Raw genomic sequence first — 24,463 nt, forward strand, 5'->3', positions numbered from 1 at the left:
CACCGTCTTTAAGTAGCCGCTGAATATTTACTCGCCATTTTGATAAAGTACCTGTGAAAGCTCAAATCATCGGTCAGTTCGGGGTGGAAGGCGGTGGCCAGGAGGTTTTCCTGGCGGACCGCCACTATTTTCCCATCGACTTCGCACAGTATCCTGACTTTCGGGTCGGCTTTCTCAACAAAAGGAGCCCTTATAAATACCAGGGGAATTGGTTTTCCGGACACTTCCTCCACTTTCTGGCATGTAATGAAACTCTCGAGCTGGCTACCGTATGCGTTGCGGCGGACCCATATGTCCATCAGTGCGAGGTGGGAGTTTTGCTGATTTACGATGTGCTTTGCGAGAAGTATCATGCCGGCGCATGTGCCCCACACAGGCATACCTTGCTTTGCCCGCCGGATTATGACATCTTTCAGATTAAATTCCATCATCAGCTTTCCAATGGCGGTGCTTTCGCCTCCGGGCAGAATGAGGGCGTCTATTTTTTCCAGGTCATCCACGGTTTTAACTGCCATGGGAGCGGCCCCGACCCTTGCAATCATGTTCATGTGTTCCCGCACGGCCCCCTGCAGGGCTAATACGCCTATTATCATAATATCACCTTCAACTTACCAGCCGCGCTCGGCATAGTGGTCTTCAAGCCTATCTATTTCCTGGCCGGGCATGGCCTCTCCCAGGTCTTCGGAGATTTCAGCCAGCACATCGGGATCGTTGAAATAGGTGACGGCCTTAACTATCGCTCGGGCTCTTTTTTCCGGATCGGAGGATTTGAATATACCCGAGCCTACGAATACCCCGTCACACCCGAGCTGCATCAAAAGCGCCGCATCGGCTGGGGTGGCCACGCCTCCCGCGGCAAAGTTCACAACCGGGAGCCTGCCGTTTTCGGCCACATAGAGCACCAGGTCGTAGGGCGCCCCCATCTCCTTTGCGGCTGTCATCAGTTCTTCACGGGGCATGTTCTGAAGTTTGCGGATTTCCCCCATGACGGTTCGTATATGCCTTACGGCTTCCACTATGTTTCCGGTACCGGCTTCGCCCTTGGTCCTGATCATGGACGCACCTTCGCCGATGCGGCGCAGAGCCTCCCCCAGGTTTCTAGCCCCACACACAAAGGGCACCTTGAATTTTTTCTTGTCGATGTGGAAACATTCGTCGGCTGGCGTCAGCACCTCACTCTCATCTATGTAGTCTATCTTGAGGGCTTCAAGAATCTGGGCTTCCACAAAATGGCCTATTCTACATTTCGCCATCACTGGGATGGTTACAGCCGCTTTGATGGCCTTTATGATTTTGGGATCGGTCATGCGGGCCACACCGCCCTGTTTCCTTATATCCGCCGGCACTCTTTCCAGGGCCATGACCGCCACAGCACCCGCAGCTTCGGCGATTTTTGCCTGTTCTGGAGTGGTTACATCCATGATTACCCCGCCCTTCAGCATCTCCGCCAGGTTTTTGTTGAGGCTATAACGTTCGGGGGACGCATTGGTGTCCTGAATGTTTGACATTAAAATTCCTCCTTAAACCTAAAAATTGTAAATATTAACATCATACACTGGTGCAGTGAGTTTTCACTCGCACCATCTTTGACACCTGCTATAGAGTACGGTATAATTGTACCGAAACAATTGTTGAATTTGTTTTATTTTGTATGTAAATATTATGTCACCATCTCTATTGTTTGTCAATACAATTTAATTTTTTATGCGGAGGAATGTTCTGTGGATAAATTCGTATCGATACAATTGGACAGGGCCTCTGATAAACCTTTGTATGCCCAGATATATGAAGCCATATCCTGCCTCATCGAAAAAAATATCCTTTTGCCCGGCGAAAAGCTTCCGCCCATTCGAAAGCTGGCATCTCTTTTGAATGTAAATACCGTCACTGTAGTAAATGCTTACAGGCTCCTGGAGGAACATGGGTACGCCATATCAAAGGCGGGCAGCGGCACATATGTCAAAAGGGGGGCGGATGCGACTCGGCCAGGAATTTTACAGGGGAAATCTATCGATTCTTTAGCCGCCGGAGGCCCGGAAATGCCCCGTGAACCAGACCCGGAAACTGCTTTTTCCCATATCCGGTACGATTTCGCGGGCGCAGCCATACCGCCGGAATTTTTTCCTGTAGAGGCGTTCAAAGAAGTGATAAATGAGGTGCTTGATCGGGACCGGGGGTATGCTTTCGGTTACCAGGACAGCATGGGATATCCCCCCCTCAGACAATCCATATCCAGGTTTATGGCTGCCGAATACGGAATAAGTATTCCCGCTGAGGAAATCCAAGTGGTGTCCGGCGCCCAGCAGGGCATAGACGTCATTGCAAAAGCCTTTTTGAATTATCAGGATACCGTCTATGTGGAAGGCCCAACCTATACGGGCGCCATTGACGCCTTTAAATCCCGGGGGGCCAGGATTGTGGAGATTTCTCTTGAACCCGACGGTGCGGATATGGATGAGCTTAAAGAAAAGCTCAAAACAAAACCCCCCCGGATATTTTACACCATGCCCAATTTTCAGAACCCGACCGGATATTCCTATTCCATGCAAAAAAAGAAAGAGCTGATAGCCCTTTCTCATGAATACAATTTTTTAATTGTTGAAGACGACCATATAAATGATTTGTATTTTGCGGAAAAACCCGTACCTCTTAAAGCGATAGATGACGGGGGAAACGTGCTGTACGTCAAAAGTTTCTCCAAACTCTTTATGCCGGGGCTTCGCCTGGCTTTCATCGCATCTAATAAAAGTTTTGCAGAAAGTATAGCCGATGCCAAATATTTTTCAGACATATCGTCATCGGGGCTCACCCAGCGCGCCATGGATCTGTTCTTCAGAAAATCCATGTGGTCCGAACACGCACAGCGCATGAGGAAAATTTTTCGTGAAAAGCGGGACGCCGCAAAGCGCGCCATTGATGAGTATATGCCGCAGGGCATAAAAAGTATAACCCCGCAGGGAGGGCTTTTCTTCTGGCTAACACTCCCCCAGGGTTATTATTCCATGAATCTGTACAGCGCTGCGCTAAAACAAAGCCTCATGATAATGCCCGGAGATTTCTTCTATCATGACAGGCGGCCCTCCCCCGGTTTCAGATTAAGCCTGGCCCAAATTGCCCCCGAAGACATCCGGTACGGCATCAAACTGCTAGCCAGCGTAATCCGCAACATCTTCGAAGAGTACCGCCTGAGCCCCATACGCGGCTCAAGTTACAGGCCGCTACTATAATAAAGCAGAGGTCTGAGGTCGGAAGTCAGATTAAGAAGGATTTGCCGAAATGGCAAATCCTCCAACTACAACCTCTCACTTCTGAATTCCGGCTTCTGAAATCCTAAAATATACCAAGGTACTGGTCAAGTTCCCATTTATGCACCTGAATTCTGTAAATGTCCCATTCGATGAGCTTTGCCTTTACAAAATGCTCGTAGACGTGCGAGCCCAGAGCTTCCTTTATAACTTCATCCTGAGATAAATAATCCAGAGCTTCCTTCAGGCTTCCCGGAAGCATCTCAATCCCCGCTTCAAGTCTTTCCATCGGCGTCATGTCGTATATGTTGTTGAAGGTTTGAGGGCCTGGGTCCATTTTGTTCTTGATGCCGTCCAGACCGGCCTTGAGAATAACCGCCAGAGCAAGATAGGGGTTCGCCGAAGGGTCCGGGCTGCGAAGTTCTATGCGGCTGGCATTGCCCCGGGCTGCGGGAACCCTCACCAGAGCGCTGCGGTTCTTGCCAGACCAGGATATGTAAACCGGCGCCTCATATCCAGGAACCAGGCGTTTGTACGAATTTACGGTGGGATTGGTCACGGCGGTAAATCCTTTTGCATGGTGCAGGATGCCGCCTATAAAATATTTCGCCACCTGCGAAAGTCCCGTTTCCTTTTCGTTTTCATCATAGAATGCGTTGACTCCATCTTTGAAGAGAGAAAGGTGCACATGCATGCCCGAACCGTTCTCTCCAAAAATCGGTTTCGGCATGAAAGTGGCGTAAAGCCCGTGATCCGCCGCTATTGCTTTCGTCACAAATTTGAATGTTACGATATTGTCGGCGGTCCTCACAGCCTTTGTATACTTGAAGTCTATTTCATGCTGCCCGGGAGCCACTTCATGGTGGGATGTCTCCACATCAAACCCCATCTCCTGCAGGGCTAGCACTATATCTCTTCTGGCATTTTCCCCCAGATCCACCGGAGAAAGGTCGAAATAGCTGCCTTTGTCATGGGTCTTCACCGTGGGATTGCCTTCCTCGTCTGTCTCAAAAAGGAAGAACTCCGGCTCGGGACCGGCGTACATCTCATACCCCATCTGCCGCGCTTCCTCCACCACTTTTTTAAGTATTCCCCGGGGGCACCCCTCAAAGGGTTCATTGTTGGAATCATAAATATCGCACATGAGCCTGGCTTCAGCACCCTTCCTGGGCTTCCACGGCAGGATGGCAAAGGTGTCGTAATCCGGCCGCAGGTACATGTCAGATTCCTGTATTCGGGTAAAACCTTCAATGGAAGAGCCATCGAACATTATCTTTCCGTCCAGGGCATCTTCAAGCTGTTCCACCGTTATGGTGACATTTTTGATTATGCCCAGAATATCGGTAAACTGCAGTCTGATGAACTTTACGTCCAGCTCCTGCGCCTTTTGAAGAATATCACTTTTGGTGAACTTTGGCATTTTATCCCTCCCAATGTACGCATAATATTAAGATTTCCCTCATATTAAGTCAAATCACGTATATTAATATATCATTTTTATATAATATAGTCTAGTTTATGTAAGATAAAAAATATAAGGAGCGGGTTGCCGCTCCTTGCGGGAAAAAATATATATAGAGGGAGTTAAAGGGTGCCGGGCCGGCTCGCCGACTCCGGCACATTTACTGCATCCGATAAATTAATAGATTTCAGCGTATTGATCAATCTCCCATGCATGGACTTTTGTCCTGTAAATATCCCATTCCATTTTCTTTGCTTCTACAAAATGCTCATAAACATGCTCTCCAAGAGCTTTCTTAATAACCTCATCCTGCTCCAGAAGTTCCAGTGCTTCCTTGAGGCTGCCTGGGAGACTCTTGATACCGGCCTTTTCTCTTTCCTCGTCAGTCATGTGATAAATGTTGTTGTACACCTGGTGGCCGGGATCAATCTTGTTCTTTATGCCATCAAGGCCTGACGCCAGGATGACCGCCAGCGCAAGGTAGGGGTTTGCCGAGGGATCGGGGCTGCGCAGTTCTATTCTAGTCTTTACGCCTCCCGCAGCCGGGACCCTCACAAGAGCGCTCCTGTTCTTGGCGGACCAGCATATATACACCGGTGCCTCATAGCCCGGTACCAGTCTCTTATAGGAGTTCACAAGTGGGTTCGTAATGGCCGTAAAGCCGGGCGCGTGTTTTAAAATGCCGCCCACATAATATCTTGCAATATCACTCAAACCGGCTTCTCCGTTTTCGTCCGCAAATGCGTTTTTGCCATCGACAAACAGGGATTGGTGTATGTGCATCCCCGAACCGTTGATACCGAAAACCGGCTTCGGCATGAATGTCGCGTGCAGACCATGCTGTTTCGCTATTATTTTGGTGACAAAGCGGAATGTGGCTATGTTGTCCGCAGTCTTTAATGCATCGGAATACTTGAAGTCAATTTCATGCTGGCCTGGGGCCACCTCATGATGGGCCGCCTCCACTTCAAAGCCCATTTCCTCCAGGGTCAGCACAATATCTCTGCGGGCGTTTTCCCCCAAATCTATGGGTGATAAATCAAAGTAGCCGCCCGTGTCTTGAGTCTCGATGGTAGGCTTGCCCTTTTCATCGGTCAGGAACATGAAGAATTCTGGTTCCGGCCCGGCATACATGGTGTAGCCCATGCTCTTTGCCTCTTCGATGACATTTTTTAAAATCTGGCGGGGGCTTCCCTGAAAGGGGGTGCCGTCGGGATTGTATATATCGCAAATCAACCTTGCTTCCGCACCGTCCCTGGGCTTCCACGGGAATATCGCAAAGGAATCCAGGTCAGGTTTTAGATACATATCCGATTCCTGAATCCTGGTAAAACCCTCAATAGAAGAACCGTCGAACATGAGCTTCCCGTCCAGCACATCCTCCAACTGGCTTATGGGAATGGCCACATTCTTCACCACTCCAAAAATATCCACGAACTGAAGCCTGATAAATTTTACCTTGAGCTCTTTGGTAAGACTAATGATGTCATCTTTTGTGTAACCCATTTTTCTCCCCTCCGTATTTCGTTAATTTTATATATGAATAATAACAATAAATTTATCAAACGTCAACTAAATGTCAGGTTTTTTTATATAAAAAAATTATTCCTTACATATTGTTGACAATGGCTTTCTAATATGTTAGTATATTGTTAACATTCTAGGAGGTGGTTGCAATGGCCGTTTATCCTTCTTTAAAAGGCATCTATCCCATTGGGATGGTCGAAGAAAAGACCGGGCTTACCAGCCGTCAGATCCGGTATTATGAAAATATGGGCTTGATTTCCCCCATCAGAACTCAGGGAAAACAGAGAAGATATACTGAAAAGGACGTCATCAGACTTTCAAGAATCAAATATTTAAAAGACAATGGCTTCGACCTGAAATCCATCAGAGAAAAAATTGAACTTCTTGAAAAGAGCACCAAAGACCTGGATCTGATGATAAATTCCGGTGCCACCCAGGGTAGATTGACCTCGCTTTATCCTGTTTCAAACCGTGCGGTGCTGATGAAATTGCTTGAAAAAAATTAATCCTTGCGCAAGGCAAGGATTTTTTTTAGAAAACTTTATGGCTTTCAAGGAACGGGCACAGGTTGGTTCTGGCTCTGTCCACATGGCTTACCATAGCTTTCTCGGCGGCGTCGGGGTCATGGGCTGCCAGGGCGTTATAGATGTTGCGGTGCTCTTCCAGAGAAACCGGCGCTCTGCCGGTGGATTTTATTGATACCAGTCTGGCCCTCTGGATGAAATGATGGAAATTTGTAAGCACCGATTCCAATGGCCTGCTGTCGCACGCCCTAAATATGATGTCGTGGAACTGGGTGTCGAGATCGGAAACTTTGTCTATCTCGCCTTTCTCGGTGTAAAACTCCATGAGGTCCAGAACATCTTTCATTTCCTTCAACTGCTCATCGGTTATCTTCTCTGCCGCCCACCGTGCCGCCAGGCCTTCAATCATTTTCCTTATGGTGTATATGTCCTCCACATCCTGTTCCGTGACGCCCTCCACCACAACCCCTTTGTTTGGAATGCTTGAAACAAGGCCCTCCAGCTCCAACTGCCGGATTGCTTCCCTCACCGGGGTGCGGCTGACTCCCAGTTCCTTGGCCACCTTCAATTCTATCAAGCTCTCGCCGGGTTTGTAAACTCCGTTCAAAATGGCGTTTTTCAACTGGTTATATATCCTTGTTCGCAGCGAGTATCCGGCATCCTGCAAGTCGGATAACATATGTTAAAACCTCCCTATTTATACACCGATCTTTCACGATTCGATCATTTCTTTACTATTATTTTACTATAATTTTAAGATTTTTGAAAGGGATTTGTTGTTATATAGATGTAATTGTTCTGTATCACGGCGGCATATCTTATCAGTATTCGGAGTTATCGACCGGTGTATGTTACTCCACATAAACCCCGAGGATCTCGCCGTAATAGAGCACGTGAAAGTCTCCGCTTTTATAACATGCATCTATTACATCCTGCGGCAGCTTTTCCGGGGCCAGAGGCGTTTTATATATTATCCTGCACTCCACATGAATATCGCATCCATCTATTACCGGCGCGTCCACTTTTTGCCCGGGTATCGCCTTAAGGCCGCACTCTTTGAATTTGTCGATGTCCCGTCCGGATCTGGAACCGCACACTGCCAGGGCTTCCTTGAATTTACCGTTTAACGGTACACTTACGGTAAAGGCGCCCGCCCTTTCAATGAGCTCATATGTGTACCTGGAATATCTCACCATAACCATGAACACTGGCTTATTCCACATGCGGCCGAAAGTGCCCCAGCCTATGGTCATTGTATTTATCCTGTCGCCGGCTTTTACTGTAAGAAAAGCGCCTCTGGGAAGCTGCTCCAGTATGCTGTCCGCTACCCTTTCGATGCTCACCTGCTTTTTTTCATTCATTTGTATACTCCTCCCGATTATTTTATTTATAAAGATATCGCAAGGCTTGTCTTGCACCCATTTGAAGTATAACAAAAAATATGCAAAAAAGGAAGATTACAGTCAATCGGCCGCTCGAATTTAAATATAATAATATTATAGAAAAAAGCGAGGTGTTGACCTGTGAAAAAAGACGAACTGAAATCCCTGCTGACGTACACCAATTATTTTTTTGGCGCTTTGATTTTTATTTTCTCCATCTTTTATTTATTTAAAAACAAGTCTGTGATTCCATATTTAATTAGTTTCAGCATCATCGTCGTGGGACCGGTCGAAGACCTTCTGATGAATATGGTAGCGCCGGACAACCGCTGGGTTGTAGACCAGCTCACAAGCATAGGGATGCTAATATTCCTCCTGACGGCTGTGGTGCAATCCCAGAAAGAATAGGAATGAACATTCTATGAATAAGCCTTAATATGCGCCGCGCGGGGAGAACGGCGCTCATCCTTCGCCGGTGCGAGGCCGGAGTATGATTTGCTATAAAAGGCGTCACGGTGATGGCCACAGGGAGTATGCCCCGCTTCTGTTTTTCGGTGTCGTAATGTCCGCAATTAACGAATCATGGGCCGGTCCCGCCGTCACCATGCAAGCACCCGCCAGCATAATAAGGTGCACAAGCTTTATGGAGACATATATGGACTGAGTAATTTTCTTATGTATCGCAATTTATAAACTCCCCCTATTATGCACGACCTTACAGTCCAGCATTCCATGACTTTATTAACTGAAATCTTTAGGATGAGAGGATTTAGAGTTACAATTTCAATCCTGGGTCCACATTATTCTAAATCCTTTTAAAAACGAAAGCCACGGACTGCTGCGGTCCGCGGCTCATATGCCGAAATCCCGATGTCGGGAGTATATCCTTGACTTCTGAGTATTTTGCCCATTTATCATAAAAACGGACAATAACGGAAACCCTCCTTAAATCCTGCGCACTGGCCGCTGTCATATGCATTTTATCCAAGCGGATATTATCTTTGTGCCATCACAACGAACATTTCTTCGTTATCAACTTCGGCCAGGACCTTCATGCCATGTTCTTTCAAGTATTCTCCAACAACGGCCGCAGGCGGCAGATGGTCCTGGTTGATTTCTTTTGATGAGGAATTCATGTGAAGCTCGTTTATTTCTTTCCTGCTCTGAGAATGGCAGATCAACATCCTGCCACCGGGTTTTAAAAACCTGTACATGTTCTTTATTGCTTTCTGCCGGTCTTTGAAATGGGGAAATACCGAATAACAAATGATTAAATCAAAACTTCCCTCCAGATCGGCAGTTGTTATATCCGCATGAATAAACGCCACATTCGGAGCGTCGTTTTTTCTCTGCGCGATTTTCAGCATGTTTTCCGCTACATCGACCGCCGTTATAAGGCCCCGCGCACCCACCCTTTCTTGCAGGAAGGGTATCATGACTCCCGTGCCCGTTCCAACGTCAAGGACCCTATCACCTTCTTTCAGTTCGGCCATATCCAGAATCCTGCTTATTTTTTCAGCATCATGAGTACACATGTCGTCCCATTTTTCAGCCAGCGAATTAAAAAATTCCCTACATCCCAATTTCATCCCCCTCTCTTTTTACAGGTTTATACCGGCTTGCCAGCAGAACCGTGGGCGGTATGAAGACAAGCTGGATGATAATCCCCGGAATCCCCTTTGCTATTGCCCCTGCGATGAAAGGTATCGACCCCGGAAGTTTGACCGAAAAAAACGCTGCAAGAATCCATACAATGAATCCCGCCACTACCCTGCCTGAAATCATGGAACAGACAAGAGAAAGATAGACGTTCCAGTGCAGCCTTTTATAAGCAAAACTTGCTACCACCCCGTATGCGGCAAGCTCGAATATCATGTAGGGCAGAACGGGAAATACGGGCGGCATGCCGGTAAACATCGAACTTAGTATCGGAGTCAAGGCGCCGATTACAAAAGCATAAGGCACGTCTACAAAAAATCCTCCGAGAAGAACCGGGATATGCATGGGCAAAAAAGTCGAGCCCAGACCGAAAGCATGGAACATTATGGGCAATGCAACGCCCATAGCTATGAATAGACCCGAAGACACAATTTGTTTTGTACCCTTTTCCATAAATTCTTCTCCTTTCATAAAATTATTATAACTTTTTGCCAATAAGACAAAAAAACCATGAAGGATCACACGTATGGAAAACCTTCATGGTTTTTCAGCTTTGAGTTTCTTAACTCAATTTCAACCTATTCATTTGTTAAGAATATATCACATTGAAGTCATTTTGTCAAATGTTAGATATGAAAATTTGCTGCCGTCACCCACTTTAAGAGGCGGTCCGGCTCAGTATTTTAATGATTGTTCTTCCATCCTGCAGGCGACCTCCAGGGATTTTAAGGCATCAAGCAAAGTAACATCGGGCGATGCTTTTACGCCCTCCACCGCATCCATCAGATCCTCTATAGCCCTCATCACACATGCCCTGTAGACATCCCACCTGTCCTGCTTTATTACATATTCAAACCGGGTGCGGGATGCGGCCCTGAACCTCTTTCCCCTTCCGGTGAATTCATCCTGGCCGCAGCCGTATTCGGCGATTTTTTTCATGGCAAGCTCCACATCGATGCCGGGGAGAAACTTTCTTGCAGCTTCCAGCACCTGCCCCTTCATAAATTCTTCCACTTCAGGGGTAGCCAGAGAGTCAATCACAAGTTTAACTGGAATCCATCCGGATACTTTAGCGTAAGCCCTTTCAAAAGTAAAATAAAACGATGTCTTCTCAAAAGGCTCAGGCTTTGTAAAACCATGATAATACGTAACCACCGCATCGCCCTCATGCAGTGCAAAGCCCATGACCCTGTCTATCAGGCTTTCTCCGGACCTTTTTATATTTACAGCTCTCATCTCTCCTGGAGGGCCAATGAGCCAGTTGACCATGTCAAAAAAGTGGACGCCATGCTCCACCCATATGCCGCCGCTTTTCGAGTAGTCCCAGAACCAGTGCTGAGGCGGCATATGGTCATCGTGGGCATAATTTTCCAGGTCCGCCCTTTCCAGCAAGCCGAAAGGCTTTGCATCACATATCTTTTTCATTACAAGATAGAGTGGGTTTCTCCTCATAACATAGTCGATGGTAGTTTTCAAATTTTTTTGCCGAGCTGTCTCAATCAGTTCCTCGAGCTCCTCGGGTCTCAGCGCCCCGGGCTTTTCTAAAAACAAGTGTTTCCCGGCAACAAGCGCCTTTTTGCCCAGACTAGCGTGAAGATACGGCGGTGTAGCTATAATGACTATGTCCACCTCTTTGTCATTTATCAAGTCATCGGGATTATCATATACCCTTTTTACACTAAACCTGCTTCTAAACTCCCCTGTCTTCTCCGGATTTATATCACAAGCTGCCGCAATGGCCGCCCTGCCATCTCCCCTTTCCGATATGGAGCGGGCAATGAGGCTTGCAAACCATCCGAGGCCAATTATGCCTAAATTTTTAGCCATCTTTATCCACCACCTCCAGATATTTGCATTACAGCTTTATCAACATGCACGCCGGGCCTCCGTCAATAAATGCCGACCCTTCACAACACAGGCCGTCATATCGATGAAAATATATTTTTCCAGCAAAAGCTTATTACTATTATCGGCACCATGATCAATGGGCCCATACAGAAGCCAGCATAACCATAAGCTACAAAATGAACAATAATGAAAAATTCTTTAATAAAACATATATTACTTTTTAATCAATTTCAGCGCCATATCCAGTATGGCTTCACCGTTCATTGCCCCGTAAGTTTGAGAATCTATCACATCTACGGGAATCCCTTTTGGACTCGCGGCTTCTCTGACTTCGTCCAGAACGTACCTCGCCTGCGGCCCCAAAAGTATCACATCCGCGCTATCCAGTTCTTCGTACATATCGGAAGTTGATAATGCGACAATTTCAGCATCCAGGTTTCTTTTTGCCGCAACCTTTTGCATCCTGTTTACAAGCATGCTTGTCGACATTCCCGCAAAGCAGATCAGCACTATCTTCATAAAATTATCGCCACCTTGTCTGACAATTTTAATAATACGTTTGAGGCTCTCCACATTAATCTCGCCAGAGGGTAAACGATTGTCGCGGACTATAGTTCCAAAGTGAAAAGCTTTTGCTCCCGTGCCTCTGATTACCCGCGCGGCGTTTTCAAAGTTTAAACCTCCTCCGGCCATAATACTTATATGGCCGGAGTTTTTCACCATTTCCCTTATTTTGGAAATATTATCCACGATACTTCCTTTTCCTCCCGAAGTCAAGACGGTCTTAATGCCCGGATATCTCGACAGGATTCTGATTCCCTCAATCGGATCCGTCAATTCATCAATAGCTCTGTGGAATGTTACATCAATACCCCGACATGCATCAAGCAGGTCTTCTATAAAAGCCTCGTGTATTTTCCTCTTCTCATCAAGGACCCCAATTACAACTCCGTTTGCTCCAAGTTCTTTCGCCAAATGAATGTCTTCCTTCATTATTTCGATTTCTTCTCGCGTATATACAAATGACTTTGAATGCGGTCTTATCATGACATTTACGGGAATTTTCACCGCTTTTACCGTTTTATCAATGATTGCATAACTGGGTGTAAGTCCGCCCTCCGACAGAGCGCTAACAAGCTCTATCCTGTCGGCTCCACAGGCTTCGATGCGTCTTGCATCTTCAGGTGTGGCGGCTATAATCTCAATCATTCTAACCTCCATTCCGCCGCTTGCGCTGGCGGCGCATACAGCGATGAAAAGCTGTTTTTCAAGCTATAATTTACCCTTGCATATTCATATTTTTGCTTTTATCAGTATATACCATTTTGCTTTCTTCTTCCACTCTTTTCTTGTCCATTATAGATATAAAGGGCCACCAGATGAGCATGACGAGCAATATATCGACGATTTGAAGAATCGCTCCCGATATGTGGCCTGTAATTAAAAATCCCTGAATAATAGGCGGCGTCGTCCACGGTATGATGACGCCGGTCGGCCTTGCCACAAGGTTGAGCGCCATGGCTTCATAATTTACTATGGTTATTGCTACGGGGCCCAGTATAAGCGGGATTATCCCGATGGGGTTCAAAACTACCGGTAGGCCGAACATTATGGGTTCGTTTATATTGAAAAGTCCAGGTGCCAGTGACATTTTGCCAAGTTCTTTATACTGCCTGGATCTGGCTCTCAGCATGAGCAAGAACACTACAGCAAGGGTCGCTCCCGCACCGCCGATCCATACCATGTCGAAAAACTGTTCCGTTATTATATTCGGAGGAAGCTTCCCCGCTTCAATCGCCGCGAGGTTTGCATCCTGCAGCGGCACCCAGAAGGGCCTCATGATGCCGTTGACTATTGTTCCTCCGTTCAGTCCGATAGACCACAGCAGGCTTATGGAAAACACGGTGCCGATAGCCCCCATCAGATTGTTGGCAACCATTTTCTGCATGGGAAGAGATACTAGCTTATAAATGAACTCATGAATGTACTGATACGGCGTTTGGAGAAACAGCAACCTTACCAGCAGCATTCCGACGATTATAGCGAAACCCGGCAGAAGGGCGGAAAATGCTCTGGATACGGCTGGCGGAACGCCTTCGGGCATTTTAATTGTAATTCCTTTTTTTATGAAATAATTGAATATCTCGGTTACTGCCAACGCTGTTATGATGGCGACTAGTATGCCGTTTGTGCCATACCATCCGCCTACAGTAATAACTCTCGAGACTTCATGTGCTTGCCCTGCTATGTCTATCGTCGTAGTAATAGGCGACAGCAGCACAAATGAACCTATCCCGAGCATGGCCGCCGAAAATGCGTCTATTCTGTATGATTGCGCCAGTTTATATGATATGGATGCCACAATGTAAAGCGACATTATATCATATGTTACCCTTTTGGGCAAAATGATAAACTGATTGAATCCCTCTCCAAACAATTTTGTCTGAAGCTCCTGCCATCCGGGAGCAGGAAAATCCTGTATAATAATGAATAGTGAACCTATGATCAAAAACGGCATAAATGAAATAAAACCATCTCGTATTGCCGCAAGGTGTCTCTGCCCCGCCAGCCTCGTGGCAAACGGGGCAAACCTGTTTTCCAGAAAAGCCTGAATATTTTTCATAATATTGCTCCTTTCCCGATTTTACAGTATAAACTTCAAACTTTAGTTAGAGTGCTTCCCAAAAACTTCCGGGCACATCCGGCGCCTTCATGCTTTAAAAGCTGTTAAACAGGACCTACGATTTTCTTCTGATAAGCTTCAAGCCATTCTTTCGATGCTTCCTCATAGACCACTGCGTCGCGGTCGGGATGAGCCACAAATACTTTTGGAACGCTGTCCTGTCCCGCAGCGACGAAAGAAAATTCTACATTTGTCCCCACCCCCCATTCTCCTTTATTGTTTAAACATACGAGGGACATGGCCCCAGCTTTGCCTCTTTTTTGTTTCAGCTTTTCGCTGAAGTCGTAAACCGCTTTTTTAGCAGCTTCCTGAGGATTCATGCCGTTTTCCATCAATCGAACCGCCTCGTATGATAAGCACCCCTTCATTATATCCTCTCCAAGTCCTGTTGCCGCCGCGCCGCCGATTTTACTGTCCACATACAGGCCAGAGCCGCAAATCGGCGAGTCTCCAACCCTACCCCTCTTTTTCATGAAAAGCCCGCTGGTGGACGTGGCGGCAGTCATATGCCCCTTTCCATCAAGGCATACCACACCTACAGTATCATGCCCGTCGTAGGGGTTGAGATTTTTTTCGTTAATTGCGCGAATCCTTTTTTCCCAGATTTTCTTAGCCCTGTCTGTTAACATATTTTTCCTTTCAAAACCGTTTTTGTGCGCGTATTCCTCCGCTCCGCTTCCCACCAGGAATATGTTGAACCTTTCACGGCTTAGTCTCCTCGCAATGGACACAGGATTTTTAAAATCCCTTATGCCTCCAACCGCACCGATTGAAAGCGTATCCCCGTCCATAAAAGCCGCATCCATCTCAACTTCGCAGTTTTCGTTGGGAAGCCCTCCATACCCCACTGATTTGTACAGAGGATAATCTTCGACAGTTCTAACGGCCTCTTCCACGGCGTCTCCCGAGTCTCCTCCACGTTTTAATATTTCCGCCGCCGCGATTATTCCCTCGAGGCACATGCGCCATGTTCCTATTATCGCCCATTTCATGCTTATCTTCCTTTCACTTTCGATTTTCCAGTCATTAAAACGCTCAGCCAAGCCTTTTATATAAATTTATAATCTCTTTTATCAACGGCTTTGCCAGCATGGCGTTCATGATGTGGTCCTGGGCGTGTACCATTAAAACTGAATATTCGGTTCTGTTGCCCCGGGATTCTTCAACGATTAATTCCGTCTGTGCTTTATGCGCCTGCAGTAAAAATTCGTCCGCTTTTTGCATCAGCCGTTCCGCCTCTTCAAAATCTCCGTTCCTTGAAAATTTCAATGCTTCAAGCATCATTGACAGCGAATCTCCTGCCGCCGATATTATCCGAAAAGCTTTCTGTTCTATAGACTCCATCAATTCCACCTTCCAGTCTCTCTTGAAGATCATTGCTTTGACATATGCTTGATTACATTATAAATCCATCGTTAAATATGCATCAAATAAGTTTTTTCCTGGTCAAGCGGAAAAAATGTAAGTAAAAAAACTTCGCAGGGCCGCGAAGTTTTTTCATTTATTGTTTCACTTCATATCAATCAATCTTGACTTGAAATCAGAAAAATCCCGGGATTCTATCAGGCTTTTTACTTTTTTCGGATCGTCAATCACCTCAACGATATGATTGTAAAGATAATCCAGTTTTTTTCTGTCCCCGGCTTTTATTGCAAACATCAGCACGAGCTGAACCTTATGGTTTCCCCACAAAATGGGCTTGTTGAGGACAGCAGTCGAAATCACTGTCTCATAGGCATTCATAATAATCGGATGGGGTATTGCTACAAGATTGCCGAAAGATGTCGGGGATATTTTTTCCCTTTCAAAAACAAGCTCCGGATAGTTTTGAGGAACGTAACCTCTGTCATAAAGTTCATTTGCCATAAAGTCAATAACCTGAAATTCATTTTGAAATGCCAGGTTTTTGTAAAAAAGCTCTTCTTTAAAAAATTTTTCGGCTTCCCAGCGCAGCCCCGCAGCTTTATCATCGATGCCATGGATGTTCAGAGCTTTATTTATAAGATCTCTGTCTTTTTCATCAAGAAACGGCGATATTGTGATAGTGGGGATGGAAAGATCATGCTCAAGAGGAACAGTGGTGAATATAAAGTCGGGACGCTTTCCTTCGATTAAACCAAGTTCCATAAACGAAAAAACCCCGATGATTTTTATCCTGCCCTTATATTCGGAATCAATTTTCGAAAGCAGCAAATGAGATGTGGTATAACCAGTGGGACATACAATGGCTACGCTTTTTGGAGAATTCTGTTTCTCCCTGTGCCTCTCAAAAGCCGCTCCAAGATGCAGGGCAATAAAACCGATTTCATCTTCTTTCACTTTTTCACCGGTCAACCGTGAAAATTCGCTTGAAAGGAAAACCGCTATCTCAAAAATGAAAGGATAACGCCTTTTCAAATCATCAAGCAAAGGGTTTCTCAAGAACATTTTGTTTTTGATTCTGTCGTGCATTATTTTTATATGGAGGCACAGTCCTGTAAAAAGCATATCGTCGCGCGTAAAATCTATGCCGTATTCGGTAACCAATGAATCCAGCAGCGCTCCGGTTAAGGAGATATAGTACGGTTCAACCACTCCTTTAAGCTCATTGCGGTCTATAAAGATGTTTTTTATTTTTTTTCTTCCCAGAATAAGATACGAAATATATAACACTTCTTCACGGGGAAATCTGACCCGAAACTCATCTTCCAGTTTTGCACACAATTCTCCGGCTATTTCATATTCTGTTGTATCTGCCATCTTCTCGAAATCAAGGGGAATGTCGAGAAAATTTTTGTCCCTTATCCTTTCCACAGTTATCGCAATGTGAATTAAAAGATTTACCAGTGCCATTTCGTTTAATAAAAAATCGTATTTTTTTACCGTTTCCATCAGATGTCTCTGAATTACATTTAAATCAATATCTCCGAAGTATTTGTTATATTTAGATAAATTGAAATAGCTATGATTAGTCTCGTTGAAGAGCAACTCGCTCAGCAAACTTCTCTTCTCTTTTTCACTTCCTTTGAGAAATATTTTGTCCGATTTTCTGACGGCAATCAAATCCCTTTCGTACGCTTTCAAGGTCCTGTTCAAGCGCTTTAAGTCACTCGCCACCGTGGATTCGCTTACCATGATTTCATCCGCAAGCTGATAGATGTCCAATTCCTTTTTTTCAAATATCAATTTTTTTAGCAAAAAGTTTATTCTTGCATCGGGACTATCAGGTATGTTAAAATTGTCCTCACTCAATATTTCTTTGGCTTTCTCAGGATTGTTTATACGATAACCCTTTCTGAGGGAAACAACAACTTCATCATCGCCATTTGCAAGAGAGTTTATATTTGCAATATCATTCCGCACCGTCCTGTCGCTTACTCCTAGAACCATGGCTATCTCCTGGCCTTTTACCCAATCTTTCTTTGCCACAAGATACCTCAATATTGTTTTCTGTCGAGGATGAAGATATACCATTGGATTCCCCTCCGAAAAACAGCTATGCAAACAAGCCGAATTGTTAAGCACACTGTTTTCATTATAACTCATTCGAGGAGATAAAAAAAGCGGAAACCTGGCAGGTTTTTCGGATTGATCTCAAGTGGCTATCAAATAAGAAATACCTGCCTATCGAAAGATGACAGGCAGGTATTTCTTATATCATCAATTTTTAATTTAAACAAGAAATAGTTGGCATGAATTATGAATTTTATGCATGAAATTTTAATTCTTCAACAGGCTGACTTCAAAATTTCATTTTTCCTTGTGCCGCTTTTGCGGCAAGGATATATTGGAGAAATTATCTTGCGACAGTCACAGAACCGTCCCTCTGTCGCATTTTTCTGCCAAGAGCGTCCGCGCCCATTATGGCACTGTAGACATCCTCGGGCGTAACCTCGAACGGCATGTTGTGAATGGTCTCGCCTTCTGCGCAGGAAGCTTCGGCAACCTTTCTTATGTCAGATTCTTTAACTTCTTTGATACCCAAATCCTCAAGAGTAACGGGAAGTCCCACATCCAGGCAGAACCCGATTACTTCCTCCAGCTCTTCCATAGGGCTGTTTTCAAGCACCAGCTGGGCTATGGTTCCGAAAGCCACCTTTTCTCCGTGATACATGTGATGGCATTCTTCTAGCACCGTAAAGCCGTTGTGAATGGCATGGGCAGCCGCAAGCCCTCCACTTTCGAAACCTATGCCGCTCAAATAGGTGTTTGCCTCAACAATATTTTCCAGCGCTGGAGTGCATGCTTTGTTTTCCACAGCAAGCTTTGCCTTGAGGCCGTCCTCCAGCAGAGTCCTGTAGCAGAGTTCGGCAAGGGCTATTGCGGCTTTGGTGCTTTTTCCGCCTGCCATGGCGGAGGCGTTTGATTCGACGGATGCCCTGGCCTCAAAGTATGTTGCAAGAGCGTCGCCCATTCCAGCTACCAGCAGCCTGGCAGGGGCTTTTGCAATGATCCCCGTATCCACCAGCACAACATCGGGGTTTTTGGGAAGCAGCAGATATTTGCTGAACACGCCTTCATCCGTGTATATAACCGACAGCGCACTGCACGGCGCATCGGTGGATGCGATAGTGGGAACTATCACAACCGGAAGCCCGAGATAATAAGCAAGGGCTTTGGCAGTGTCAAAAATCTTCCCGCCTCCTATGCCAATGACCACATCGGCTTCGTTCTTTTCCGCCAGCGCCTTCAGCCTGTTTATTTCATTTTCCGAGCATTCTCCCCGGAAAGCCTCAAAAACTAGCTTAACCTGTTCCCCGGCAAAACTTGCCTCAATGACCGGACGCGTCCTTTTTATCCCGTTTTCGCTTGCGATTATGAAAAAGGAGCGGCCCAGGTTCTTTGCATGGTCCTTTATATCCTTCAAAACACCGTTGCCCTGAACATATTTCCCCGGCCCAATAATTGCTTTAACCATAGCGATATCCCTCCTTTTGTATTTGTTAATATTTTATCATACTTTGGGAAAACATTCAAGGCGAATAAACGTTGCTTGTGGTTTTTTATGATACGGGCATATTTTATTGAAAAGGGAAACCCGATTGTGATATAATGATGTCAAAAGGGGGATAATCAATTGACCGGCGCAAAAATCCCGCACCAGAAGCAGGATATAATATACAAGTACATGACACAATTTTTCAGAAACGAGACACTGGAATACTACGGCCTGAAACTGCCGAAAATAACGAACGTTAAACCAACAGAACTTCCCATAATACAGCTTGCCGAAAGAAAAATGGATTACGTATTTGAACTCGAAGATGATTCACTTCTGCACATAGAATTTCAAACAACCAGCAAAACAGCGGACCTTCCGAGATTTCTCATATACGACTCGGCACTATACATAAAAGAAAAAAAGAAAATACATACAGCGGTAATATATTCGGCAAGCATTCATAAAGCGGAAAAATCCATAGACATCGGCTCCATATACTACAAGATAGAGCAAGTATTCATGACAGAATACGATGGAGACAAAAAATACGAAGCGATAAAAGACAAAATAGAAAAAAACATACCGCTTGACAACAAAGACATAATGGACCTCGTGTTCATACCATTGATGAAGAACAAATGGGGCGAAGACGAAGCAGCAAAAAAAGTCCTGGAACTTGCAGAAGAAATAAAAGACGAAGAAAAGCAGAACATGATAATAGCATCAGTGCTTGGGCTTGCAGACAAATACGTAAGAAAAGAATACATAGACAAACTGAAGGAGGTGGTCAGGATGACCAGAATAGGCGCTGCACTGATTGAAGAAGGAAGAATGGAAGGAAGGATAGAGGGAAGAATAGAAGGAAGGATAAGAAAGGCGCAGGAAGCAATAATAGATGCAGTAAAGGCCAAGTTTGAAGAAATCCCCGATGACCTGAAGGAAAGGATAGCCTGCATAAACGACGAAAAAAAGCTTGATAAACTTCTTGTGACGGTGATAAAGAGCAACCGTCTGGATGAGATATATAATTTGTTGACATAAATCCCTCGGCTTTGGCCGAGGGATTTTGCTTCGGCTTGTGTAATTTATATCATTCGCACCTTTCCAGCCCGATTAAGTCATTCGCACTTTTCAACATTGATCAACGCCTGCGGCAGAATCATGACGATAAAATACCCTATCATGGCGCCGATGCTGCTGGAAATCGAAAATGGAGCCACAAACATGAAGGCCGCGCCGGAGCTCCCGAGAGCATACTTTGCTATAGGATAAGAAAGCAGCGCTCCCAAGATGCCGGTGCCGAAAATCTCTTCTAGCGGCGCCGCCCATTTTTTGCCCGTTGCTTTATAAAGATAGCCCGCCAAAAAAGCGCCAATCATGCCGCCCGGAAAGGCCAGCAGCGAACCCACTCCCAGCAAGTTCCGCAAAAGTCCTATGGCAAAGGCAACCTCAACCGAGCCCAGCGGCCCGAAAAGTATGGCCGAAATTACGTTTATGGCGTGCTGCACGGGCGTTGCCCTGGCAACACCTACCGAAAACCATGCATATTGTGCTGTAAACGTGCCTATTGCCACCACAAGTGCCATGGTTACCAACCTCTTTGTCCCACGCATATTGACTCTTCCTCCATTCAACCCTCGCTTTTAACGGTGCGGATTTAGAATCGGTCTATCCATAAGAGTACTTCATGAGAGTATTTCTTTTTTGCGACATTTCACGAACCGTCCCTGCTGTCGCACATTTCTGCGACAATCGGAGAACCGTCCCTATTGTCGCGTTATCTTTTTTCCGGAGTTTATCTTTTCTTCCGTAAGGTTGTATATCTCGTCAAAAAAGGCCGTTTTAAAGCTGGCCGGGCCTTTTGTTTCCGGGCGCGCCGCTGCCAGTTCTCCCGCCAGACCAAAACAGACGAAGGCTGCCACCGTCGCTTTGAAGCTGTCCTGCTCCACCCCGCAGAAACTTCCAACCACGGACGAAAGCATGCAGCCGGTGCCCGTGATGGTCCCCATCATGGGATGGCCGTTATCCACAAAAGCAATTCTTTCCCCGTCGGTTATTATATCTTTCGCGCCCGATACAGCCACCACAGCGCCGTACCTGTGCGCAAGTTCCGCGGCAGCTTCCACCATATCCCCGGCTGCTTCTTCCGATTCAACGCCCCTTATTCTTCCTCCCTTGCCCGCAAGAATGCCGATTTCGGCACTATTGCCTTTTATCACCGCCACCTTGACCTCATACAGTATTCTCTCGGCGCTGCGGTTTCTCAGCGCTGTTGCACCGGCTCCCACCGGGTCCAGTATCACGGGAATACCGAGCGAATTGGCGGCCTTTCCCGCCAAAATCATGGCATCCACCTGTTGTCTGCTCAGCGTGCCGATATTCAAAACCACCGCCTGGGCCGCTCCTGCCATCTCCTCCACTTCCTCCAGCGCATGAGCCATAACAGGCAGCGCTCCTATAGCCAGGGTCACATTGGCACAATCGTTTACAGTGACCATGTTTGTTATGTGGTGCACCAGCGGTTTTTTCTCCCTCAATCTGGTCAATAGCCCTTCTATCATTATGAACACCTCCTGTCGCTTATTGCCCGGTTTATATTCTCCAGAAGCATGCGGGTGTTTTTTTGAATGTCACCCGCAAAGACGGCGGATACCGACGATATGCCGTCCACCCCTGCATCATGGATGATCTCGTAAGCATTTTCCTTTGTAATCCCGCCGATAGCGACCACGGGAATCTTTACAGCCTCTTTAATTCTCTTTACCCCCTCAATACCTATGGCATCCGACTCGGGCTTTGTAGGCGTTGGAAAGACAGCCCCTACACCAAGGTAGTCTGCCCCGTCCTTTTCAGCTTTTAACGCCTCATCAACAGTCTTTGCCGACACGCCGAGAATCCTGCTGGGCCCTATTATCCTCCTCGCTACATCGGCAGGCAGGTCTTCCTGCCCCACATGCAATCCGTCGGCGTCCACAGCCAGGGCGATATCTGCCCTGTCGTTGATTATCAGCGGGATATTGCTGCGTTTTGTAACCTGTTTTATTTTAAGTGCCAGTTCATAAAACTCCCTACTTGTTATCTTTTTTTCACGCAACTGAATAATAGTGGCGCCTCCCCTTATCGCCAGCTCCACGGCATGAATAAGGTCTACGCCCGTTAGATAAGAACGGTCTGTCACTGCATAAAGCCTCAGGTCCATATAAACACCCCCAAAAAAATTAAATCCACCTGTTCAGGCGGATTGTTTTGTAAAAATTAAAAGTGCCCTGTGTAAGGCACTTTCATGCTTTCCTACGCAGGCATTATCCTGACCAGGTTCAGGGGTCGGGAACGAATCCCCTCTCAGCTTCACATGAAGCTCCCCCAGCATTCATTTTGGTTTTGTGTTTATATATTCTACATATTTTTCAGAATTCCTGCTGATTTGCTAAGGAGGAACTTTTTTCCTTATAATCATCATCTTTAAAAACACATACGGCACCCCTCATCCTAAATAAATAATATTTTTTCTGGCGCCCGAACAGTCTAACGTTGTAGCTTTCCCCTGAAAGAGCAAAGGTGTTGTGCTCGGTGATGTAATTTATACACCCCACGCGACACCTAAATTAGAAAGTAAAAAAACACAAGAAAAATGTTTTAAAATATGTTATTTTATTTCTGGAGGTAGATTAAAAGATGAAATATTGTTATTTTTACAAAACACCTTTTGGAAATATTGCGATTACCGCAAAAGAAAATTACATTACAAATGTTGCTTTCAAAGATATTCCTGAAGATGCAGTCATAGAAGAAACGCCCATGCTTCAGGAAGCATTTTCTCAGCTGTCGGAATATCTGAGCGGGAAAAGAAAAAGCTTTAAACTCTCGTTGAATCCGGAAGGAACTATTTTCCAAAAAAGAGTATGGGATGAGTTGCAGAAAATTCCTTATGGACAAACCAGAAGCTATCAGCAGATTGCCTGTGCAATAGGAAATGTAAGCGCTGTGCGTGCAGTCGGCATGGCAATCCGAAAAAATCCGCTGCTGATTTTGATTCCGTGTCATCGAGTAATAGGAGCAAACGGCAGCTTAAGGGGATATTCTGGTGGTGTTTATTTGAAGCAAAAACTGCTTGATTTGGAGAAGCGATATGCGTTACTTTGAGTATGGCGAAAAGGAAATAAATTATTTGAAAAGCAAAGACAAATCATTAGGGCAGGCTATAGACCGCATTTGGTTTGTGAAACGGAAAGTGATACCCGATTTATTTGCAGGGCTTGTATATAACACTGTGGGGCAGCAATAAGTATCCGTGTGTAAATGGAAAGTCTTTTTATCTTGTAGGAGTATAGTATATGGCGGTAAAATAGCTTGTGGTGGAATTCGGGCCTGTGGCGCTTATGCGGGCGGAGTTGTTGTGGTCCAGTATGAGCTGCCCCCCGGCGCTGAGCTGGTCCATCACAGTGAGCAGGGTGATGATGGAAACCGGCGAGTCCATATAGTCGTTGTCCATGGCCCTGATGCGATCGATGTCTCTTTCAAGCAGCGCTTTTTCGGTTATTTCATCCATTGCGTCGGCTTTTTCCACGGGAAGGTAGTGGGAAAAATCCACGGATGCTATAAATAATATTTTCCTGCCCCGGGCCATCCGGGCCAGAAATTCTCCGAGCCTTTCGGCCTCGCTTATTCTGTCCGTCCCGGTCATCAGGATGGGGACTATTTTGGAATGGGGCATGAAGTATTTTATATAGGGCACCAGGGAGGATATGGAATGTTCTCTTTCCATAAGGAGGGAGTTTTCCGCGGCCATTCTGTTTTCCAGCAAACTGCCCACAATTTCTCCGTCCGCCTGCAGCACTCCGAATGGGGTGTTCCAATCCCGCCCGGCGGTTTGGACGGATTTTGCCCCTTCGCCCTTGTGATTGGGGCCGATGACCACCACCACTTCCGGGTCACTTTGGGACACTTTCTTGAAAAAATCGCCGATCATCCTTCCCGCCAGGAGGTGATGGGGGACAATGCCCCCCATTATTTTCCCCTCCGGCAGGTTTTCGTCTGCGTCGCCTTCTATGGAAATTTTGAATCCGGCCTCATCATAATATCTGCAGGAAAGCCTTTGCTCAGCATTTTTGAATTCTTTTCCTGTATCTTCGCCGCCGTCTTTTTGAGGCGCAATTGCAATCAAACATCCGATGAGCAGGAATAGTGTAACGAGTATACCTTTTTTCATCAG

At 45.9% G+C, this 24,463-nt stretch carries 26 protein-coding genes, 2 pseudogenes and 1 riboswitch; of the genes and pseudogenes, 7 read left to right on the forward strand and 21 right to left on the reverse strand.

All coding sequences use genetic code 11. From position 1 onward, the window contains the following. Positions 1-8: 8 nt before the first annotated feature. Both pdxT and pdxS read right to left on the reverse strand, forming a co-directional pair. The gene (gene pdxT / locus AC6I1H_RS09275; RefSeq protein ID WP_497740658.1) at positions 9-593 is read right to left on the reverse strand and encodes a pyridoxal 5'-phosphate synthase glutaminase subunit PdxT; all 585 of its coding nucleotides are present in this window, start codon (positions 591-593) and stop codon (positions 9-11) included. Between the two features lie 15 nt (positions 594-608). Beyond that, positions 609-1,508, reverse strand: coding sequence for a pyridoxal 5'-phosphate synthase lyase subunit PdxS (gene pdxS / locus AC6I1H_RS09280; protein ID WP_497740659.1), 900 nt, complete (start codon positions 1,506-1,508; stop codon positions 609-611). A 213-nt stretch (positions 1,509-1,721) separates the two neighbouring features. Between pdxS and pdxR the strand changes: the two genes are divergently transcribed. Continuing rightward, the gene (pdxR, locus tag AC6I1H_RS09285; protein ID WP_497740660.1) at positions 1,722-3,227 is read left to right on the forward strand and encodes a MocR-like pyridoxine biosynthesis transcription factor PdxR; all 1,506 of its coding nucleotides are present in this window, start codon (positions 1,722-1,724) and stop codon (positions 3,225-3,227) included. 103 nt (positions 3,228-3,330) lie between these two features. Here the strand turns inward: pdxR and glnA (AC6I1H_RS09290) are convergent, their stop codons facing one another. Both glnA (AC6I1H_RS09290) and glnA (AC6I1H_RS09295) read right to left on the reverse strand, forming a co-directional pair. Then, positions 3,331-4,665: a type I glutamate--ammonia ligase gene (glnA, locus tag AC6I1H_RS09290; RefSeq protein WP_497740661.1), complete on the reverse strand. Its 1,335-nt coding sequence runs from the start codon at positions 4,663-4,665 to the stop codon at positions 3,331-3,333. Positions 4,666-4,884: 219 nt separating this feature from the next. Beyond that, positions 4,885-6,213, reverse strand: coding sequence for a type I glutamate--ammonia ligase (glnA, locus tag AC6I1H_RS09295; RefSeq protein WP_497740662.1), 1,329 nt, complete (start codon positions 6,211-6,213; stop codon positions 4,885-4,887). Between the two features lie 170 nt (positions 6,214-6,383). Here glnA (AC6I1H_RS09295) and AC6I1H_RS09300 point away from each other — a divergent pair, with 170 nt between their 5' ends. Beyond that, positions 6,384-6,740 (forward strand): helix-turn-helix domain-containing protein, encoded by a 357-nt coding sequence (locus AC6I1H_RS09300; protein WP_497740663.1) that lies wholly within the window; start codon positions 6,384-6,386, stop codon positions 6,738-6,740. Positions 6,741-6,765: 25 nt separating this feature from the next. Here AC6I1H_RS09300 and AC6I1H_RS09305 read toward each other — a convergent pair whose 3' ends face one another. Both AC6I1H_RS09305 and AC6I1H_RS09310 read right to left on the reverse strand, forming a co-directional pair. Then, positions 6,766-7,437 (reverse strand): GntR family transcriptional regulator, encoded by a 672-nt coding sequence (locus tag AC6I1H_RS09305; RefSeq protein ID WP_497740664.1) that lies wholly within the window; start codon positions 7,435-7,437, stop codon positions 6,766-6,768. 172 nt (positions 7,438-7,609) lie between these two features. Further along, complete coding sequence (locus tag AC6I1H_RS09310) at positions 7,610-8,119, reverse strand: flavin reductase family protein (protein WP_497740665.1); 510 nt, start codon at positions 8,117-8,119, stop codon at positions 7,610-7,612. A gap of 162 nt (positions 8,120-8,281) precedes the next feature. Between AC6I1H_RS09310 and AC6I1H_RS09315 the strand changes: the two genes are divergently transcribed. Further along, the gene (locus tag AC6I1H_RS09315; RefSeq protein ID WP_497740666.1) at positions 8,282-8,548 is read left to right on the forward strand and encodes a hypothetical protein; all 267 of its coding nucleotides are present in this window, start codon (positions 8,282-8,284) and stop codon (positions 8,546-8,548) included. A gap of 82 nt (positions 8,549-8,630) precedes the next feature. Next, on the forward strand, positions 8,631-8,804 hold the full coding sequence (locus AC6I1H_RS09320; RefSeq protein WP_497740667.1) for a hypothetical protein: 174 nt from the start codon (positions 8,631-8,633) through the stop codon (positions 8,802-8,804). 331 nt (positions 8,805-9,135) lie between these two features. On the opposite strand, the gene AC6I1H_RS09325 is transcribed toward AC6I1H_RS09320, so the two are convergent. The 10 genes and pseudogenes from AC6I1H_RS09325 to AC6I1H_RS09370 form a co-directional block, all read right to left on the reverse strand. Then, positions 9,136-9,729: a class I SAM-dependent methyltransferase gene (locus AC6I1H_RS09325; protein WP_497740668.1), complete on the reverse strand. Its 594-nt coding sequence runs from the start codon at positions 9,727-9,729 to the stop codon at positions 9,136-9,138. Continuing rightward, complete coding sequence (locus AC6I1H_RS09330) at positions 9,713-10,252, reverse strand: ECF transporter S component (RefSeq protein WP_497740669.1); 540 nt, start codon at positions 10,250-10,252, stop codon at positions 9,713-9,715. Before AC6I1H_RS09330 ends, AC6I1H_RS09325 begins: the two co-directional genes overlap by 17 nt. 222 nt (positions 10,253-10,474) lie before the next feature. Next, positions 10,475-11,626, reverse strand: coding sequence for a Gfo/Idh/MocA family protein (locus tag AC6I1H_RS09335; protein ID WP_497740670.1), 1,152 nt, complete (start codon positions 11,624-11,626; stop codon positions 10,475-10,477). Positions 11,627-11,860: 234 nt separating this feature from the next. Then, positions 11,861-12,166, reverse strand: a complete 306-nt coding sequence (locus AC6I1H_RS09340; protein ID WP_497740754.1) for a PTS sugar transporter subunit IIB — start codon at positions 12,164-12,166, stop codon at positions 11,861-11,863. Positions 12,167-12,181: 15 nt separating this feature from the next. Further along, positions 12,182-12,856 (reverse strand): annotated as a pseudogene (locus tag AC6I1H_RS09345) (copper homeostasis protein CutC); the annotation flags it as partial. A gap of 70 nt (positions 12,857-12,926) precedes the next feature. Continuing rightward, on the reverse strand, positions 12,927-14,270 hold the full coding sequence (locus AC6I1H_RS09350; RefSeq protein ID WP_497740671.1) for a PTS sugar transporter subunit IIC: 1,344 nt from the start codon (positions 14,268-14,270) through the stop codon (positions 12,927-12,929). Between the two features lie 104 nt (positions 14,271-14,374). After that, entirely contained in the window at positions 14,375-15,322 is a 948-nt protein-coding gene (locus AC6I1H_RS09355; protein WP_497740672.1) for a glycosylasparaginase, read from the reverse strand. Between the two features lie 43 nt (positions 15,323-15,365). Next, positions 15,366-15,674 carry a PTS lactose/cellobiose transporter subunit IIA gene (locus AC6I1H_RS09360; RefSeq protein ID WP_497740673.1) on the reverse strand — a complete coding sequence of 103 codons (309 nt, stop codon included), beginning with the start codon at positions 15,672-15,674 and terminating at the stop codon, positions 15,366-15,368. Between the two features lie 165 nt (positions 15,675-15,839). Beyond that, a complete protein-coding gene (locus AC6I1H_RS09365; RefSeq protein WP_497740674.1) occupies positions 15,840-17,783 on the reverse strand; it encodes a BglG family transcription antiterminator in 1,944 nt (647 codons plus the stop codon). Between the two features lie 322 nt (positions 17,784-18,105). Continuing rightward, positions 18,106-19,227, reverse strand: coding sequence for a glycerol dehydrogenase (locus AC6I1H_RS09370; protein ID WP_497740675.1), 1,122 nt, complete (start codon positions 19,225-19,227; stop codon positions 18,106-18,108). Between the two features lie 159 nt (positions 19,228-19,386). Between AC6I1H_RS09370 and AC6I1H_RS09375 the strand changes: the two genes are divergently transcribed. Beyond that, positions 19,387-20,292: an RpnC/YadD family protein gene (locus AC6I1H_RS09375; protein WP_497740676.1), complete on the forward strand. Its 906-nt coding sequence runs from the start codon at positions 19,387-19,389 to the stop codon at positions 20,290-20,292. 77 nt (positions 20,293-20,369) lie between these two features. On the opposite strand, the gene thiW is transcribed toward AC6I1H_RS09375, so the two are convergent. The 4 genes and pseudogenes from thiW to AC6I1H_RS09395 all read right to left on the reverse strand — a co-directional run. After that, positions 20,370-20,864 (reverse strand): energy coupling factor transporter S component ThiW, encoded by a 495-nt coding sequence (gene thiW, locus AC6I1H_RS09380; protein ID WP_497740677.1) that lies wholly within the window; start codon positions 20,862-20,864, stop codon positions 20,370-20,372. Positions 20,865-21,017: 153 nt separating this feature from the next. After that, on the reverse strand, positions 21,018-21,812 hold the full coding sequence (gene thiM / locus AC6I1H_RS09385) for a hydroxyethylthiazole kinase (protein WP_497740678.1): 795 nt from the start codon (positions 21,810-21,812) through the stop codon (positions 21,018-21,020). After that, a complete protein-coding gene (thiE, locus tag AC6I1H_RS09390; RefSeq protein ID WP_497737341.1) occupies positions 21,812-22,450 on the reverse strand; it encodes a thiamine phosphate synthase in 639 nt (212 codons plus the stop codon). Before thiE ends, thiM begins: the two co-directional genes overlap by 1 nt. A 72-nt stretch (positions 22,451-22,522) precedes the next feature. Further along, a riboswitch (TPP riboswitch) is annotated at positions 22,523-22,626 on the reverse strand. A gap of 104 nt (positions 22,627-22,730) precedes the next feature. Next, positions 22,731-22,823 (reverse strand): annotated as a pseudogene (locus AC6I1H_RS09395) (sigma factor regulator N-terminal domain-containing protein); the annotation flags it as partial. A gap of 103 nt (positions 22,824-22,926) precedes the next feature. On the opposite strand from AC6I1H_RS09395, the gene AC6I1H_RS09400 reads away from it, so the two are divergent. Both AC6I1H_RS09400 and AC6I1H_RS09405 read left to right on the forward strand, forming a co-directional pair. Then, positions 22,927-23,394, forward strand: coding sequence for a methylated-DNA--[protein]-cysteine S-methyltransferase (locus tag AC6I1H_RS09400; RefSeq protein ID WP_497737342.1), 468 nt, complete (start codon positions 22,927-22,929; stop codon positions 23,392-23,394). Next, positions 23,381-23,536: a hypothetical protein gene (locus AC6I1H_RS09405; RefSeq protein ID WP_497737343.1), complete on the forward strand. Its 156-nt coding sequence runs from the start codon at positions 23,381-23,383 to the stop codon at positions 23,534-23,536. Before AC6I1H_RS09400 ends, AC6I1H_RS09405 begins: the two co-directional genes overlap by 14 nt. 27 nt (positions 23,537-23,563) lie before the next feature. Here AC6I1H_RS09405 and amrB read toward each other — a convergent pair whose 3' ends face one another. Beyond that, positions 23,564-24,460 (reverse strand): AmmeMemoRadiSam system protein B, encoded by an 897-nt coding sequence (amrB, locus tag AC6I1H_RS09410; RefSeq protein WP_497737344.1) that lies wholly within the window; start codon positions 24,458-24,460, stop codon positions 23,564-23,566. Between the last annotated feature and the right edge of the window lie 3 nt (positions 24,461-24,463).

Source organism: Biomaibacter sp. TOL, from assembly GCF_059717795.1.